The organism is Alteromonas antoniana, assembly GCF_019249295.1.
Lineage (GTDB): Bacteria > Pseudomonadota > Gammaproteobacteria > Enterobacterales > Alteromonadaceae > Alteromonas > Alteromonas antoniana.
This window is the reverse complement of the sequence record NZ_JAESDH010000005.1, coordinates 60,469-75,853: the sequence shown is the minus strand read 5'-3', so window position 1 is coordinate 75,853 and position 15,385 is coordinate 60,469. Positions and strand designations below refer to the sequence as shown.

The following is a 15,385-nucleotide window of genomic DNA, read 5'->3' as shown; positions in this document are numbered from 1 at the left end:
ACAGACGCCGTGGTGCGGGCGGAAATTACAGCTCGGTGACCAACTGGCCGTTAGCAGTAACTTTGCGATCTTTTATCGTGATTGTGGAGGAGTAATCGCCTTCTTCGTCTACATCCACCATCTGCATCTGTACATATTGATTCAGCATGGGGGCAAGGTTCGGCAGAACTTGCGGCGCTTTTTCATCCAGTTCAATATTCAGCGTACCGCTGACTATTCCAGGCATCTGACCAGATTGTAAGATTCCCATATCGAAACGTTGCAGGTCAAACTTCCCATCAACCTCCATTTCCGCTTCGTTATACACCGCTGAAATATCTTCAATAGTCATGGATAACGGATTTTCACCAAGGATATCAATCATCTTAGCGACCGCTTCCGGGTTCTGCATATCGGCAGCGGAATTGTTGTATCCAACCAGGTATTTCATTGCAGCCTGGCTCATCCCTTCAAGCTGAAATTTTAACACCATGTCTTTTAGTTCCATCGGCATGTTACCGGTGGCGACCATACTATCGCCGGTCACGTTATAATTAACACCAAACGCCCCGTCATCACGCTGCCACGTTTTCGTCGCGAAATTAATTTTTTCTGCCGCCAGAGTGGGTCCGCCTGCAGCATTGCTAAGATCAAACGATGACAATGATAACTCAGTATCACCGGTGTAAAGCAGATCTTCGAGGTATTCGATGTCCAGTTTCATCGCCATCGTACCAAGGGTGATTTTTTCCTCGGAAGCCGCTTTCTCCAGCGTCATGCCATCCCAGCTTCCCTCCAGTTCCGCTTCACTCATGGACAGGTCGCTTTCACTGGTCAGGCGCATAGGCTTAATGTTTATCGATACGCCTTCTTCCTCGCGAACCAATGCGTCAGACACGAACGTGTAATGAATGCTACTCGTCAATGCATTGACAGAAGACTTCAGCGAATAGTCAAACCCTTTGGTCATCTCTGAAACCATCAAGGAGAGCTCGTCGGTGCCGGCTTCGAAAACACTGTCACAGGTAAGATATAAAGGCAGAATAGAGCAATCGCTAAGCATGCTGAACGTAAACGGATCAGTCGGCATATATCCGGTGTCCATTTGTTCAAACATGGCTCGCGTTGCCGTAATCGTAATTTTATCTGAAAGACTAAAGAAGCTGCTCTGTGTCACATCGCGGCTCACTTTCATACCCATCTCATCGTAATAGGTGGTCGCTTTGGCCAGCTGGGTAGCGATGGCTTCATTATATTGATTTTTGGTGTACCAGGTGGCCGCTGCACCAGCAGCCACAACAACGCCAACAGCAATGGCGACAGAGGTAATACGCATAGAAACTCCTTGAAAACTAATACAGTGCCTGTCCCTGGAACAGGAGCGCTTTAAGCCTACACGCAAGTGGGGGAAATGAGAAGTCTCGTCATTCTGAGCTAAGTTCGCTGTTGCAGTTAATGGACCACTGGCATTGAACCATCACTATACGCACCACCGATATACTTTCCTGTTGTCATGATTTTTTACACTCAAGCAATCAAAACTAATGCAAACAACCATAACACACTGTAAATATTAGTAATTAATATTGCGGCACGTTTTATGCCTTGAAAGTGACTAGTAGCATATCAGTAGTTAGGATAATAAATGAAAATCAAAATTTGCAAAGGGATCGTTCTATCAGCACTAGCGCTGATGTTCACGGCTTCTACACACGCTTCAATCCTGTTCTCTTCCAACCTTGATGGTAATACAGTAACTGGCACACAAATGACCGATATTACCTGGTATCAGGATGGTGTGATGGGGCTGGGTGATTTAACAGTTGAAGAAATCAACGCAATCGCACCCGCTCTTGCTCTTCACGATACAACCGATTCGAGCAACCGTTTTGCTGTTGACAGAAATATCCATAACGAAGGGTCATGGTTTGTTGACTTCGCTTTCAGCGTAGATGCTTCCCTTGCCTACATTGCAGCAAACTCGTTTACCTTCGACGCGCTGATTTTTAACAACAGCGGAAGCATTCAGAGTGTCCAGCGTCTATTGAACATGTCTGTCGAATTATTCGATGGCGATATGAACGTAATAGCTTCTGAAGATTTCCTTCAAATCTTCGGAAACTCTGAAAGCAGTTATGGCGCTCCCGAGCGTGAGGTTAGCTTTTCACTTTCTGGTACAAACCTGATGGGCGGTGAAGATTACACTTTCCGTATCACTGCTTTCGGATTGAATGAAGGTCGTGGAAACAATGCCGGCTTAGATAATATTGCTTTCGAAGGAACCAAAGTTCCGGAACCCGCTGTTATCGGCTTGTTTGGTCTTGCTTTACTGACAATGAGAAAATTCAGAAAATCGTAAGATAAGCACACTCAATGAAGGAGCCAGCACGGCTCCTTTTTTTATATTTCATTCAAATGCGAATAAGTCCAGGCTCTCTCTGGCATACCGCCAAGAAATTGAATAAAGCAGACTTTTGCAGGCCTTACCGATTTTATGAGTTGGCAAGCCAGCAGTATTTGGGGAGTTGGCCGATAAGCCGGGTTCTGTCGTGGACAATCATTCCTCTAGGTCAGCAATTGCTCACTGACTCAAGCAACCTACCCGCCTTCCGTGCGGGCCGCACGTAATGAAGGCCTATTTGGTCTTGCTCCGGGTGGAGTTTACCGTGCCGTACACTGTTACCAGCGACGCGGTGCGCTCTTACCGCACCCTTTCACCCTTACCGGCGCTTGCGCGCTTAGGCGGTTTACTCTCTGCTGCACTGGTCGTCGGCTCGCGCCGCCCAGACGTTATCTGGCACCCTGCCCTGTGGAGCCCGGACTTTCCTCCCCTTTCCTGAGAAAGCGGCGATTGTCTGGCCAACTCCGGCGCGCATTCTACCTGATACCTATCAGGTTCGCGACGACAATTTTGCTAACGTCCCTATTTCTTCTGGCTATAAGCCAATGCTCACCACTACCGTCTGACGTATAGCACCAGAAAATGACAGCAAATTACTTACCACAGGCAACATGGTATCGTGTTGAGCTGCTCAATTTACGCGCAACCGCACTATGCTTTCAAAAAAAATCCGAACTTTCCGAACTCACTATTGCCCGACCCTATTCAGTTGCCAAAAAATCGACAGCAGAAGCATCACTTCTTTCTGTCGATTGTAATTCACGACAATGTTAAGGAGCTCGAATGAAGCTTATCAAACAAACTCTTCTGACCGCCGTTCTGACAACTGGACTTGCCTCGGGAGCAGCACTAGCTCAGCAGCAAAATACTCAGATGCCGGCCCCTGATACGCAGGCCACCAAACGGGTTCAGGTTACCGAACAACAAGTTGAAAACTTTGTTGACGCCTATGTGTCTGTTCAGTTTATTGGTCAGGAGTACCAGGCTAAGATCCAGTCGGCAGGCGATCAGGAAAAAGCACTGAAGCTTCAGAAAGAAGCCAGAGGCAAAATGGAAACCGCTATCGCCGACAGCGGCATGGAAGTAGAAAAGTACCGTGAAATCTCGCTGGCTGCCAACCAAAACAAAGCCTTGCGCAGCCGCATAGCCGAGAAAATTTCAGCGGAACTGGAAGCACGTCAGCAAGCACAAAAAGCTGACAGTTAACTGTACTTTCGCAATTACGCTACCGAAGAAGCGCCGCGAAATATCGCCGCGCTTTTTTATTTCCCGATACGCTTTCACGGCAACGCTGTTTCGTATTAGCGCATGTGAACCTTTTATACTTCAATGAAATAGCGCAGTTCATGCCTCGTCCGAGGTTCTCTCTGTAACGCTTCCCTTCATTTTGCATGTGGCAATTCATCCATTGATAAATGGCAGCAGGAGCCAGGCAAATGCAAATTGACAACATTGACTACGTGGTTAACTCATGGTTCATTGGTAGCTACCAATGCCTGAATTGTCATTTTTTTATTATCAGGTTTACACCGTAGTCGCATAAACACCGTTAATGACAGACTGCCTCGAGTACCAGATGAAAATATTTAAAAACCCCAATGCGCAGCTTAAGAGTAAATATGGTCAATATTATATTGCTGTACTGGGTAATATTGTTGCCGTATCTGCAGAAGGTATGGCAGATAAAGATGCAATAGCGCGTTATGCGAAAGACATGGTTGATGTCATTTCTGGTTTTGAAGGTCAAAAATGGGCTTTTTTAGGGGTGCTACACGGCTCAGCATTGTTGACCAAAGACGGCGAGCTGGAGCTGCAAAAATCTATCGCCTGGCGGGCTCAGCATGGCATGGCGCTTGGCGCACTGGTCACTGGAGAAACGACAATGGAAGCCATGGTACAGTCTCAGTTTGAACGAATTTACAGAAATGTTGGCTTACCGCTGGGTGTGTTCAGCGACGAAGACAATGCGCTGGCATGGCTGGCAGAAAAAGGGTTCAGCCAAAACGCTGCTGACTAATCAGTAGTTACGGCCTTACCAGGCCATTTATTCCGTTTTCAACTACTCACTCATCGCCGCGCTGTAATAGTAGTCCCCGGCGGCTGGTGATAGTGCTTCTCTGACCTGAAAAGCAAAAAAATGCCCTCGAATCATGAGGGCATATTTCATCTGTCAACGGCCAACATCTCTAGTATAAATTACGTATGCAGAAACGTGACCGCTAAAAATATCAGTTCGGCGTGATTGCGTTGTGATACACATCCTGAACGTCATCACAGTCATTCAGCATATCCATGAACTTTTCAAACATGGGCATATCGTCTTCGCTGATTTCGGTTTCTGTTTGCGGGATCCAGCTCATCTCTTCTGCGTCGAAGCTGATATCCGGATAAGCTTCAGTGAGCGCTGTTTTCACCTGGTAAAACTCGGTATGTGGTGCGTACACGGTAACCTTGCCGTCTTCACATTCCACATCTGTCACGTCGACATCGGCTTCCATCAGTACTTCAAGAACCGCATCTTCATCATCGCCTGCAAACTGGAATACAGCCTGGTGATCAAACATGTGCGACACCGCACCTTGTGCGCCAAGCTTCGAGTTGGTTTTAGTAAAGCAGTTACGCACATCCGTGATGGTACGGTTTGCGTTGTCGGACAAACAGTCAACAATCACCATACAGTTGCCCGGTCCAAAGCCTTCATAGCGCATAGGCTGGAAGTCTTCGCCAGCACCACCAGCAGCTTTATCAATTGCCTTGTCGATGACGTGTCCAGGCACCTGATCTTTCTTTGCTTTATCCATCAGGCGACGCAGAGACAGGTTGGTGTCCGGGTCGGTACCACCATTCTTCGCACAGACATAAATTTCTTTGCCGTACTTAGAATACACTTTGGTTTTGGCGCCCGCCGTTTTGGCCATGGCCGCCTTTCTTACTTCAAATGCTCTTCCCATCTTAATTCTCTTGCATGTTGCGTAACGCCAGCTGTCGCGATCTCAGTAATCCGTCAGCCCGGCAAAAAATTGACCGAATTCTACAGCGTTTAGGGTAACGATAACAACGCTTATGGTAAATGTTCTGTCGCCAGATAGTCGTGAGACTGCATTTCTTTAAGCCGGCTCAGGCAACGCCTGAACTCAAAACTCAGTCGCCCTTCACTGTACAATGACTCAAGCGCCACCTCCGCTGACATAATAAGTTTCACATGACGCTCGTAAAACTCATCTACCATTGCAATAAATCGTCTGGCGACATCGTCGTTATGTTGTCCCATTTGCTTCACATCGGCAACTAACACCGAGTGGTAGCAACGGCTTATTTCTATGTAATCACTTTGACTGCGGGGGCCTTCACACAACGTCTTAAATGTTGCCATCATGACGCCATCGGCATTTCGCAGCGTCTGTATCTTGCGGTTATTTACGCTGATCGCCTCATTCTCTGAGCCCTCTTCGGGCGCCAGCTGTCGAAAATACTCGTGCAGGTTTTTCGTCGCATCTTCATCAAGCGGATAGTGATAAATCTCTGCCTGTTCCAGGGTTCGTAAGCGGTAATCAATGCCACTATCAACACTGATCACTCGGGTATTCTGGTTAATCAGGTCAATGGCGGGCAGAAAACGGGCACGCTGGAGGCCGTTTTTATACAGTTCGTCCGGTACGATGTTCGATGTTGCCACCAGCACTATCCCGTGACCAAACAACTCTTCCATCAGAGTTCCCAGGATCATGGCATCGGTGATATCGGAAACAAAAAACTCGTCAAAGCAGATGACTTTAGTTTCTTTTGCCAGCTTAGTTGCAATAAGTTTCAGTGGATCTTCTGCTTTATCGAGCTGCCTGAGCTCATCATGAATTCGGTGCATGAAGCGGTGAAAATGCACACGCATTTTATTGTCAAATGGCAGACACTCATAAAACGTATCAACCAGATAGGTTTTTCCTCTTCCCACGCCGCCATAAAAATAGATGCCCTGAATGCCCGGCTTTTTCTGCCCTTTACCAAACGCCGCTTTGATTTTAACCCGCCACGTGGTTTTCTTACTGGGCTGAGTCAACTCATCGTACAAACGCTGTAGCTCTTTTACCGCATTCTCCTGGGCGGCGTCGTACTTGAACTCGGGCTGTTCGAGATCTTGCTGATATTTTTCCCATGGCGTCATCGCCGTTACCACTCCTGACTTGTCGATTACGAAGGCGTGTTAACCATTCATGGCTGCACCGACCTGCTTGAAAATTACAATTATGACCTTAATTTAATTCGAAATCACGGTAGAATCACGCTGTCCGACGAACGTCTGAGAAGTTTTACCGTATCTACCCTGACAGCGGTTCTTATACAGTCAATTGTCGCCAGAGGTATATTTGGTAACAGTTTAACGCAATGAATTCGCGCCAAACCCCGGCGCAATTGCTATAGTCAGGGAAAGTGCGGCTTCGTAATGACTTTACGCGTTACCTCGGACTTTGATTCACTTAATCGGAAATTCGGAGACATTAATGGATGTGTTAATCCCCCTCGCCCTGCTAGCGGTAGGCCTTATCATCGGCTTCTTTGTTGCGCGATATGTTTACACGCGGGATGACGGCGCAAAAGCCAGCGCGCAGGCGGAAAAGAATATCAAAGAAATTATGGCGCAGCAGGCCGAGCATCATATCCACCAGACTCGCCAGACCATTGAAGCGATTGAAAACCAGTGTGAAGCATTGCGTCAACAGGTTGAGGAATATGATGCCCTGTTGACTCAAAACCTCGACGACGACACCCCTCGCGTGCCTTTCTATGGTGAGCAGGCTACCACTTACTTGCGTAACAACCTTAAAGGTAAGGAAAAGGCTAAACAGAATGTGGCGCCTGATACCCAGCCTCGTGACTTTGCAAATGCAGGGTCAGGCCTGTTCGTCGGCAGTTCTGAGCAGTCTGCCGCAGATAAGAAATAACCCGGGGAACTTTTTGTTGCCGTGTCGAGTCTGTCAGTGAACGAACGCATATCGCAGGAAACATGAGGAGTGTAAGCGAATATGAATAAGTCTCTTCGCCAGATGTTATTGGTGTCAGGTGTGGTAATCAGCTCGTTAGGTATGAGTGTTACAGCCAGCGCAGCGTTACCCTTTTTTAGTGATAAAAAAGACGAGGTGCCTTCTCTGGCGCCGATGTTGGAAGAAGCGACCCCGGCGGTGGTTAGTATTGCTGTTGAAGGCACACAAACCTCGCGCCAGCAGGTTCCGGAAATGTTCCGTTACTTCTTTGGCGCTCCGCAGGAACAGCTTCGTGAAAGACCATTCAGAGGCCTGGGTTCCGGTGTCATTATTGATGCAGAAAAAGGCTACGTGGTCACCAATAACCACGTTGTAGATAATGCTGACGAAATCACGGTGAAACTCACTGATGGCAGGGAGTTCACTGCGAAAAAGCTTGGCTCGGACGAGCAAAGTGATATCGCGCTGCTGAAAATCGACCCTGATGAGCTAACTGCGCTGCCTTTGGCTGACTCAGATGCCCTTCGCGTTGGCGACTTCGTGGTGGCAATTGGTAACCCTTTCGGTCTGTCGCAAACGGTCACCTCTGGGATTGTTAGCGCACTTGGCCGTTCCGGATTAAACATCGGTGGATATGAAGACTTTATTCAGACCGATGCCGCTATTAACCGCGGAAACTCAGGCGGTGCCCTGGTCAACTTGCGTGGAGAGCTGGTAGGCATTAACACCGCGATCTTTGGCCCTAACGGCGGCAACGTCGGTATTGGCTTCGCGATCCCGGCCAATATGATGAAAAGCCTGGTAGATCAAATTGCAGAGTTCGGTGAAGTTCGTCGGGGACTGCTGGGTATTCTGGGTAATGATGTTGACGCGGGCCTGGCTGAAGCTATGGAGTCCGAAGTCAATATCGGTGCGTTTGTCAGTGAAGTTCAACCTGAGTCTGCTGCGGACAAGGCGGGCCTTCAGGCTGGCGATATTATTACCGCAGTGAACGGCCGTGACCTTAACAGCTTCCAGGAGCTACGCGCGAAAATCGCCAGCATGGGCGCCGGTGCAGAAGTCGAGCTGACCATTGTGCGCAAAGGGAAAGAAATGAATGTGGATGTGGTTCTAGACGATGCTACACAGACAGAAATCACAGCAGCCCAGATTCATCCGGCCCTGGAGGGTGCAACCCTTGTCAATGGTGAAGACGAAGCCGGCAATGCAGGTGTCGTAGTCTCAGAACTTGAGCGCAATACGCCAGCTGCGCGGATTGGTTTACAACCTGACGATGTCATTATTGGTGTGAATCGCAATCGCGTCACCAACGTTGCCGATTTCAGAAATGCGCTTGATGAGGCAACTGGCGTTATCGCGTTAAACGTGAAGCGCGGCAACTCCACGCTCTATCTGGTTATCAGACAATAACGCTTAGCTATGTAAAAACAGCGCCGCACGGCGCTGTTTTTGTTTGCACAGGCAAATCCGATTGGTGTCAAACCACATCGGTGTTATTCTTTGTTTTAGTTTATATTTTTTGCTTCCTTCCCTGCCTGAGTTTGGTGTAGGGGGCATAGTGGGTAAGTGTGCATTGTGTCAGGCAGACAAATCGTAAGTTTTTTCGTTAAGTCCGTGCTTTTAGGGGTAGTGGTAGCTGCCCTGATTTTGTTATTGGTTCCTGATCTTCGTCAGGGTACCGGGTTTACTGACGCCTTTTTTCGCGAGCCCTCTCCCGCTGACAATCGCGCTACTTATTTCCCGGCTCTTAGCCGTTCTGCACCCGCCGTTGTCAACATTTACAGTGTCAGTATCGAAAACGATACCGGGTTATTCAGAAATCAGCCTCGCGAACGAGCCAGCCTCGGCTCCGGCGTGATCATGACTGACAACGGTTATATTCTTACCTGCCACCATGTCGTTTCCAACGCCGACAGTATTTTTGTCGCCGTTCAGGATGGCCGCATTCTCGAGGCACAAATCATCGGCAATGATCCGTTGACTGACTTGGCGGTGTTAAAGGTCAGTGCAGACAATCTTCATGTTATTCCACAGGTCGAAGAGCCAGATATTCGTGTTGGGGATGTGGTTATGGCAATTGGCAATCCATTCGACCTGGGTCAAACCATTACTCAGGGTATTGTCAGCCGCGCCGGACGCAACGGGTTATCCAACTATGTGGATTTCATACAAACAGACGCTGTACTTAACCAAGGCAATTCTGGCGGCGCACTGGTGGACAGTAATGGCGTTTTAGTGGGGATCACTAATGCGAACTTTCAGGTTCGTGACTCACGCCAGCGAGTACGCAACGTTGATGGTATTAACTTCGCAGTCCCTTATGAGTTGGCCAAACGGGTGATGGATGAAATTATCACCAGCGGCAGGGTAACCCGGGGGCAGCTTGGCTTTCTTGGCAGTGAATACCGGGGCCAGCCAGGCATTGAAGTCACCGCAGTCGCGAATGGCAGTCCGGTTGACAGGGCCGGCCTGAAAGCAGGTGACAGACTGCTTGCGATAGATGGTGTACGGCTGGAAAGTGCGTCTAAAACACTGGATATGATCGCTGAAACTGAGCCTGGTACTGCGCTTGAACTGGAAGTGAGCCGCAATGGCGATATTCTTACCCTGAATGTGGTTGTGGCGGAATTATCGGTATCTGAGAACTTTACGCCCCGCATTAACTAATTTATGTCACTTTCCGACCCGCTCACCGTCACATCTTCCAGTCACAAAAACGGCAGCTTTATCCTGTCTGCGTTACCGGGTGTCATTATGGTGTTCCCTCGCGGCAGCTGGTCGATGTCCTGCACGCGCGATTATATGAGCAAAATTATCGCGTTGCGGAAACAGGCTGGCATCAGGGAATTCATTTGCCTGATAGAGGCTAACAAATGGCAGTTGGGCACGCCTGCAGTGCTACAGGCATTGTCAGAATTCAATGTGCACGCAGCTGAACAAGGCATGGTCGGCCAATGGTTAATAGACCCTTCGGGCTCGTCGGTATCCACGCAAATTCTGGCTAAAGCATTAACGAAAAATGTGTCTTGTGTTGACGTGGTCACTGATATAGATGCTTGCGTGGAGCGCGCCGCCGCTGTGGTTGATTTTGAAAATAAAGAAGACATTATTCGCGTTTACCAGCAACACAGCACATAGTCCCTTGCAACCGTCACTAAAAGGCAAGGATGCAGAAGTTATGTACTGGAAGTGCCATAACCGAAAATAAAAAAGGCGCTTAGTTAAAGCGCCTTCTGGTGATCAAATCAAAAAGCGATTATTCCTTTACTCGCTCAATATTGGCACCTAGCCCACGCAGCTTCTCTTCAATGGCTTCATAGCCACGATCAAGATGATAAATGCGGTTTACGTGCGTTTCTCCCTCAGCAATTAACCCGGCGATGACCAGTGACGCTGACGCCCGTAAATCGGTTGCCATTACCGGCGCACCTTTTAACTTAGACGAGCCTTTGGACACTGCGCTATTGGCCTCAAGCGCTATTTCTGCGCCCATTCTCTGAAGTTCCGGCACATGCATAAAGCGGTTTTCAAAAATCGTTTCCGTTATGACGCCAGTGCCTTCCGCAATGCAGTTCAGTGTGACAAACTGCGCCTGCATATCGGTAGGAAATGCCGGATGCGGCGCGGTTTTCACACGCAGCGCTTTGGGCTTTTGTCCCTGCATATCCAGCTCAATCCAGTCATCACCGGTAGTGATTTTCGCGCCCGACTGCTCCAGCTTGTCCAATACGGCATCGAGTGTGTCCGGTGCTGCATGCGTACAGCGAACTTTGCCGCCGGTAGCCGCTGCGGCAACCAAAAACGTGCCGGTTTCAATGCGATCTGGCAACACGGCATAATCGCATGCACTTAGTGAATCAACACCTTCAATGGTGATACTGTCAGTTCCCGCACCGCTGACTTTTGCTCCCATCTGATTCAGACAGTTAGCCAGGTCAACAATTTCAGGCTCACGCGCAGCATTCTCCAGCACCGTGGTACCTTCCGCCAGCGCAGCAGCCATCATCAGGTTTTCGGTAGCACCAACACTGACCATATCCATAAAAATGCGGGCACCCTGCAGGCGTCCATCTACATGAGCGCGAATATAGCCTTCATCCACTTCGATCACTGCGCCCATTCTTTCAAGGCCAGACAGATGAAGGTTTACCGGTCGCGCACCTATCGCACAGCCGCCAGGCAAAGACACATTGGCTTTCCCTTCGCGTGCCAGCAGCGGCCCGAGAACCAGAATGGAGGCACGCATGGTGCGTACTAACTCGTAAGGAGCAGTAACACTGGACAGTTCGTGAGCATCTAGCAGCACATCATTCGGTGCGGGCCTTGCCACTTCAACACCCAGCTCCTGCAGCAGCGACACTGTAGTATTGATATCGCGCAATTGCGGCACATTCGTATAGCGACATGCCTCTTTGGTAAGCAGGCTCGTCATAAGTAGCGGCAGCGCAGCATTTTTTGCGCCGGAAATACGCACCGAGCCATGTAACGGCGGGCTCTTTTTAATTACTAGTTTATCCACTGTAAAAGGGTTTCCGTGGGGCATTTATTGTGGAAGATTAAACTGACGCTCGCGCGCCCAGTCTTTTTCGGAAAAGGTTTTAATAGAAATGGCATGCATAGAACCATCTGCTATTTTATCGGACAGCGGCGCATAAACAGCTTGCTGGCGCTTGACCCGGCTCATCTCATTGAACGCATCGCTTACCGCAATAATCGTGAAATGTGAACCGTCGCCCTGAACATGGACTTCCGCTAAATCCAAAGCCTCTTTCAAAATATTTTCTATTTCAGTAACGTCCATAAAACCATCCGGTATTAATAGTCAGCAATGCTGACTGTAAATTACAACTTATTTGACCGGCAACAGTGTATCGACATCGCTGATTTTAGCCAGCTTTAATACTTTTTTCGGTACGGCGTGCAACGAGATATCAATATCATGTGCTCTGGCGTCACGGACAGCGTTTATGATCCACGCCAGACCTGCACTGTCAGCTCGCTCTACCTGCTGTAGGTCAAATTGGCAGCGCCCGGCTTTCTGCAGCTGCGAGCGCTCGGAAGAGGATAACATGACCCACCAGTTCCGCGACAGCGTGTCGCGGTCCAGTTGACCGGTAATTTTTACCGTATCGTTATCTTCAAAGGTATACAGGCTCACGCGGCATCCTTATCGTCTTGCTTCAGTTGAACCGGCTTCTCAATTTTGTCGCGCATGATGGCGATCACTGCGTCAATACCGTCCTGTCTGAGGATTGACTCAAACTCACTGCGCTTACTGTTCAGCATACTGATGCCTTCAGCAACCATATCATAAGCCTTCCATTCATTGGTTTTACTGTCTTTTCGGACTTTAAAAGCAATATTGATTTCCGGGCGTGTCGGATCCTGCACCACAGCGCGGACGGTCACCGATTTCTTATCATCGAACTCACCTTCCGGTTCGAAAATCACTTCCTGATTATCGTAATACCCCATCGCTACCGCGTAAGTCGTGATCAGATATTGACGGAATACACTGACGTACTCAGACAGTTTGTCTCTTGGCACGGATTTAAAATGTTTTCCCAGCACCATGAAAGCGGCAAACTGATAATCAATGTGTGGAACCAGCTCTTCTTCCATGATGGTACGCAGCATTTCCGGATCCTGCTTTATAGCGTCCTGATTGGCTTTGATGCGATCGAACGTTTTCATCGCCACATCCTCAACCAGTTCATACGGGTTTTGTTCGTTAACTTCCTGTGCAGTGGCAGTTGCAAACGCAGTTAGCAGCCATACGCCAACAATATATACCAACTTTTTCACTAAATTCTCCTAATTGCTTTTTCACTATGACCGGGCCATTGCCCCGCCACGTTCATAATTCGTTATTCGTCGCTTCCGCGGTTAAACAGGAACTGTCCGATGAGATCTTCCAGTACCAACGCAGACTTGGTGTCCTGCAGATAGTCACCGTCTTCCAGATTGGCAACCCCGTCGAACGAGAAGCCCGGTTGAAATCCGACATACTGCTCGCCCAATAATCCTGAGGTCAGAATAGATACGGAACTGGTCTCAGGAAAGTCTGCATACTGCTGATAAATACTTAGCTCAACTACCGGTGTATAGTCCTCTTTATCCAGAGAGATGGAGGTAACCCGCCCAACAGTGACGCCGCCGACTTTTACCGCTGAACGCTCCTTGAGCCCACCAATGTTGTCAAATTTTGCATACAGGGTGTAAGTATCCCCTTCGGTCGCCATTGTCTGGTTAGCTACTTTCAATGCCAGCAGCAAAATTGCGCCAATGGTAAGTACGACAAATACCCCAACCATCAGTTCCGTTTTATACTTATTCATCCTACCCCCTACTCAATCCCAAACATCAGGGCAGTCAACACGAAGTCCAGCCCCAGCACAGCTAATGAAGAAAATACCACCGTTTCCGTGGTCGCTTTACTGATCCCTTCCGAGGTTGGAATAGAATCGTAACCTTTAAATATGGCAATCCAGGTGACAACCAAGGCAAAAACGAGGCTTTTTATTACCCCATTAAGCACATCTTTGTCCCATTCCACAGTGGACTGCATTATGGACCAGTAACTGCCGGCATCGACACCTAACCAGTCAACACCCACCATATGGCCGCCTAAAATCCCCACCGCACTGAATATCAGCGCCAGCATCGGCATGGATATCATGCCCGCCCAAAAACGCGGTGCGACCACGCGCCGAAGTGGGTCAACCGCCATCATTTCCATACTGCTAAGCTGCTCTGTGGCTTTCATTAAGCCAATTTCAGCCGTTAGCGCAGAGCCGGCGCGACCGGCAAATAATAATGCAGTAACCACAGGCCCAAGCTCTCTTAGCAAAGAGAGTGCTACCATCGGACCGAGGCTGCCCTCGGCACCGTAATCAACAAGAATGGTGTAGCCCTGAAGCGCCATTACCATGCCGATGAACAAGCCTGAAACAATAATGATTAACAGAGACTGAACACCGACAACATAAACCTGACGGATTGTCAGCGATACATTTTTAAATTTGGGCACCGCAACCAGTGCCCCAAACAACATCAGGGCTGCCCGGCCCGCCGTTGACAGCTTAGCCAGCGTTTTCGCGCCAATTGACTGAAAGAACTTCATTCAGCGCCCCCTAACAAACTGCTGGACAATGATTCTGCCGGATAATGAAACGGTACCGGCCCGTCTGCTTCGCCTTTAAGAAACTGTTGGACCAGTTCAGAGTCGCTGTTGCGGATTTCGTCCGCAGTGCCTTCACCAATCACGCGCTTATCGGCAAGAATGTAAATGTAATCCGCTATAGTCAGTACTTCTGTTACGTCGTGGGTGACCACAATACTGGTTAAATCCAGCGCGTCGTTCAGCTCACGGATAAGTTTCACCAGCACCCCCATAGAAATCGGGTCCTGTCCGGCGAATGGCTCATCGTACATAATGAGATCAGGGTCCAGCGCGATTGCCCGCGCCAGTGCGGCACGGCGCGCCATGCCACCGGATAGCTCACTTGGCATCAGTTGGGCGGCACCACGTAAACCTACTGCCTGCAGTTTCAGCGACACTATCGTGCTGATCACATCGTCAGACAGTTTAGTGTGCTCTTTCAGCGGAAATGCGACGTTGTCATACACGCTCATGTCCGTAAACAGAGCGCCACTTTGAAACAGCATGCTCATACGGCGGCGCGTATGATAGAGCTTCGAACGTGACATGTCCGGAATAGACTCACCGTCAAAGCGAATATCGCCTTCTTCAGGGAGTAACTGTCCGCCTATCAGCTTTAACAGCGTGGTCTTACCAATACCACTAGGCCCCATCACCGCGGTGATTTTGCCTTTGGGTACTTTCAGTGAAATTCCTTCGTAAATCACGCGATCAACGCGCCGGAATGTCATGTTGTCTACTTCGACTAAATTATCCATTACAATTAGAACTACGGTCCATGAGTGGTTTTCGGAAAAGGTCGGAATCCCCGACTGGCAATGCTTTTGCTGTGACATCTGAGGACGTCTGAAGACTAAAGTTCACTGA

17 protein-coding genes and 1 other RNA gene are annotated in these 15,385 nt (G+C 48.9%); 7 read left to right on the top strand and 11 right to left on the bottom strand.

Annotated features, from left to right (window positions below; translation table 11 throughout):
• Positions 1-25: 25 nt before the first annotated feature.
• The gene (locus JKP77_RS05580; RefSeq protein ID WP_218310220.1) at positions 26-1,315 is read right to left on the bottom strand and encodes a DUF945 family protein; all 1,290 of its coding nucleotides are present in this window, start codon (positions 1,313-1,315) and stop codon (positions 26-28) included.
• Between the two features lie 309 nt (positions 1,316-1,624).
• Here JKP77_RS05580 and JKP77_RS05575 point away from each other — a divergent pair, with 309 nt between their 5' ends.
• On the top strand, positions 1,625-2,338 hold the full coding sequence (locus tag JKP77_RS05575; RefSeq protein ID WP_218310219.1) for a hypothetical protein: 714 nt from the start codon (positions 1,625-1,627) through the stop codon (positions 2,336-2,338).
• A 158-nt stretch (positions 2,339-2,496) separates the two neighbouring features.
• On the opposite strand, the gene rnpB is transcribed toward JKP77_RS05575, so the two are convergent.
• Positions 2,497-2,846: RNase P RNA component class A (gene rnpB / locus JKP77_RS05570), an RNA gene on the bottom strand.
• Positions 2,847-3,163: 317 nt separating this feature from the next.
• Here rnpB and JKP77_RS05565 point away from each other — a divergent pair.
• Positions 3,164-3,586, top strand: coding sequence for a DUF4168 domain-containing protein (locus JKP77_RS05565; RefSeq protein ID WP_218310218.1), 423 nt, complete (start codon positions 3,164-3,166; stop codon positions 3,584-3,586).
• A gap of 370 nt (positions 3,587-3,956) precedes the next feature.
• Positions 3,957-4,397 carry a hypothetical protein gene (locus JKP77_RS05560; RefSeq protein WP_218310217.1) on the top strand — a complete coding sequence of 147 codons (441 nt, stop codon included), beginning with the start codon at positions 3,957-3,959 and terminating at the stop codon, positions 4,395-4,397.
• Positions 4,398-4,608: 211 nt separating this feature from the next.
• On the opposite strand, the gene JKP77_RS05555 is transcribed toward JKP77_RS05560, so the two are convergent.
• Positions 4,609-5,331, bottom strand: coding sequence for a YebC/PmpR family DNA-binding transcriptional regulator (locus JKP77_RS05555; protein WP_218310216.1), 723 nt, complete (start codon positions 5,329-5,331; stop codon positions 4,609-4,611).
• Positions 5,332-5,441: 110 nt separating this feature from the next.
• Positions 5,442-6,539, bottom strand: coding sequence for a cell division protein ZapE (gene zapE / locus JKP77_RS05550; RefSeq protein ID WP_218310215.1), 1,098 nt, complete (start codon positions 6,537-6,539; stop codon positions 5,442-5,444).
• Between the two features lie 337 nt (positions 6,540-6,876).
• Here zapE and JKP77_RS05545 point away from each other — a divergent pair, with 337 nt between their 5' ends.
• The 4 genes from JKP77_RS05545 (at position 6,877) to JKP77_RS05530 (ending at position 10,494) form a co-directional block, all read left to right on the top strand.
• The gene (locus JKP77_RS05545) at positions 6,877-7,317 is read left to right on the top strand and encodes a ZapG family protein (protein ID WP_218310214.1); all 441 of its coding nucleotides are present in this window, start codon (positions 6,877-6,879) and stop codon (positions 7,315-7,317) included.
• 102 nt (positions 7,318-7,419) lie between these two features.
• On the top strand, positions 7,420-8,766 hold the full coding sequence (locus tag JKP77_RS05540) for a DegQ family serine endoprotease (RefSeq protein WP_420840052.1): 1,347 nt from the start codon (positions 7,420-7,422) through the stop codon (positions 8,764-8,766).
• A gap of 165 nt (positions 8,767-8,931) precedes the next feature.
• Complete coding sequence (locus JKP77_RS05535) at positions 8,932-10,023, top strand: trypsin-like peptidase domain-containing protein (protein ID WP_218310212.1); 1,092 nt, start codon at positions 8,932-8,934, stop codon at positions 10,021-10,023.
• A 3-nt stretch (positions 10,024-10,026) separates the two neighbouring features.
• Positions 10,027-10,494 carry a hypothetical protein gene (locus JKP77_RS05530; protein WP_218310211.1) on the top strand — a complete coding sequence of 156 codons (468 nt, stop codon included), beginning with the start codon at positions 10,027-10,029 and terminating at the stop codon, positions 10,492-10,494.
• Between the two features lie 118 nt (positions 10,495-10,612).
• Here JKP77_RS05530 and murA read toward each other — a convergent pair whose 3' ends face one another.
• The 7 genes from murA to JKP77_RS05495 all read right to left on the bottom strand — a co-directional run bounded on the left by murA (position 10,613) and on the right by JKP77_RS05495 (position 15,276).
• Positions 10,613-11,875 (bottom strand): UDP-N-acetylglucosamine 1-carboxyvinyltransferase, encoded by a 1,263-nt coding sequence (gene murA, locus JKP77_RS05525; protein ID WP_218310210.1) that lies wholly within the window; start codon positions 11,873-11,875, stop codon positions 10,613-10,615.
• Between the two features lie 24 nt (positions 11,876-11,899).
• A complete protein-coding gene (locus JKP77_RS05520) occupies positions 11,900-12,157 on the bottom strand; it encodes a BolA family protein (RefSeq protein ID WP_218310209.1) in 258 nt (85 codons plus the stop codon).
• A gap of 48 nt (positions 12,158-12,205) precedes the next feature.
• The gene (locus tag JKP77_RS05515; RefSeq protein ID WP_218310208.1) at positions 12,206-12,514 is read right to left on the bottom strand and encodes an STAS domain-containing protein; all 309 of its coding nucleotides are present in this window, start codon (positions 12,512-12,514) and stop codon (positions 12,206-12,208) included.
• Entirely contained in the window at positions 12,511-13,161 is a 651-nt protein-coding gene (locus JKP77_RS05510) for an MlaC/ttg2D family ABC transporter substrate-binding protein (RefSeq protein ID WP_218310207.1), read from the bottom strand. The genes JKP77_RS05515 and JKP77_RS05510 overlap by 4 nt, the downstream gene beginning before the upstream one ends.
• A 62-nt stretch (positions 13,162-13,223) precedes the next feature.
• A complete protein-coding gene (mlaD, locus tag JKP77_RS05505; protein WP_218310206.1) occupies positions 13,224-13,694 on the bottom strand; it encodes an outer membrane lipid asymmetry maintenance protein MlaD in 471 nt (156 codons plus the stop codon).
• A gap of 8 nt (positions 13,695-13,702) precedes the next feature.
• Positions 13,703-14,479: a lipid asymmetry maintenance ABC transporter permease subunit MlaE gene (gene mlaE, locus JKP77_RS05500; RefSeq protein WP_218310205.1), complete on the bottom strand. Its 777-nt coding sequence runs from the start codon at positions 14,477-14,479 to the stop codon at positions 13,703-13,705.
• On the bottom strand, positions 14,476-15,276 hold the full coding sequence (locus JKP77_RS05495) for an ATP-binding cassette domain-containing protein (RefSeq protein WP_218310204.1): 801 nt from the start codon (positions 15,274-15,276) through the stop codon (positions 14,476-14,478). Before JKP77_RS05495 ends, mlaE begins: the two co-directional genes overlap by 4 nt.
• Positions 15,277-15,385 lie beyond the last annotated feature (109 nt).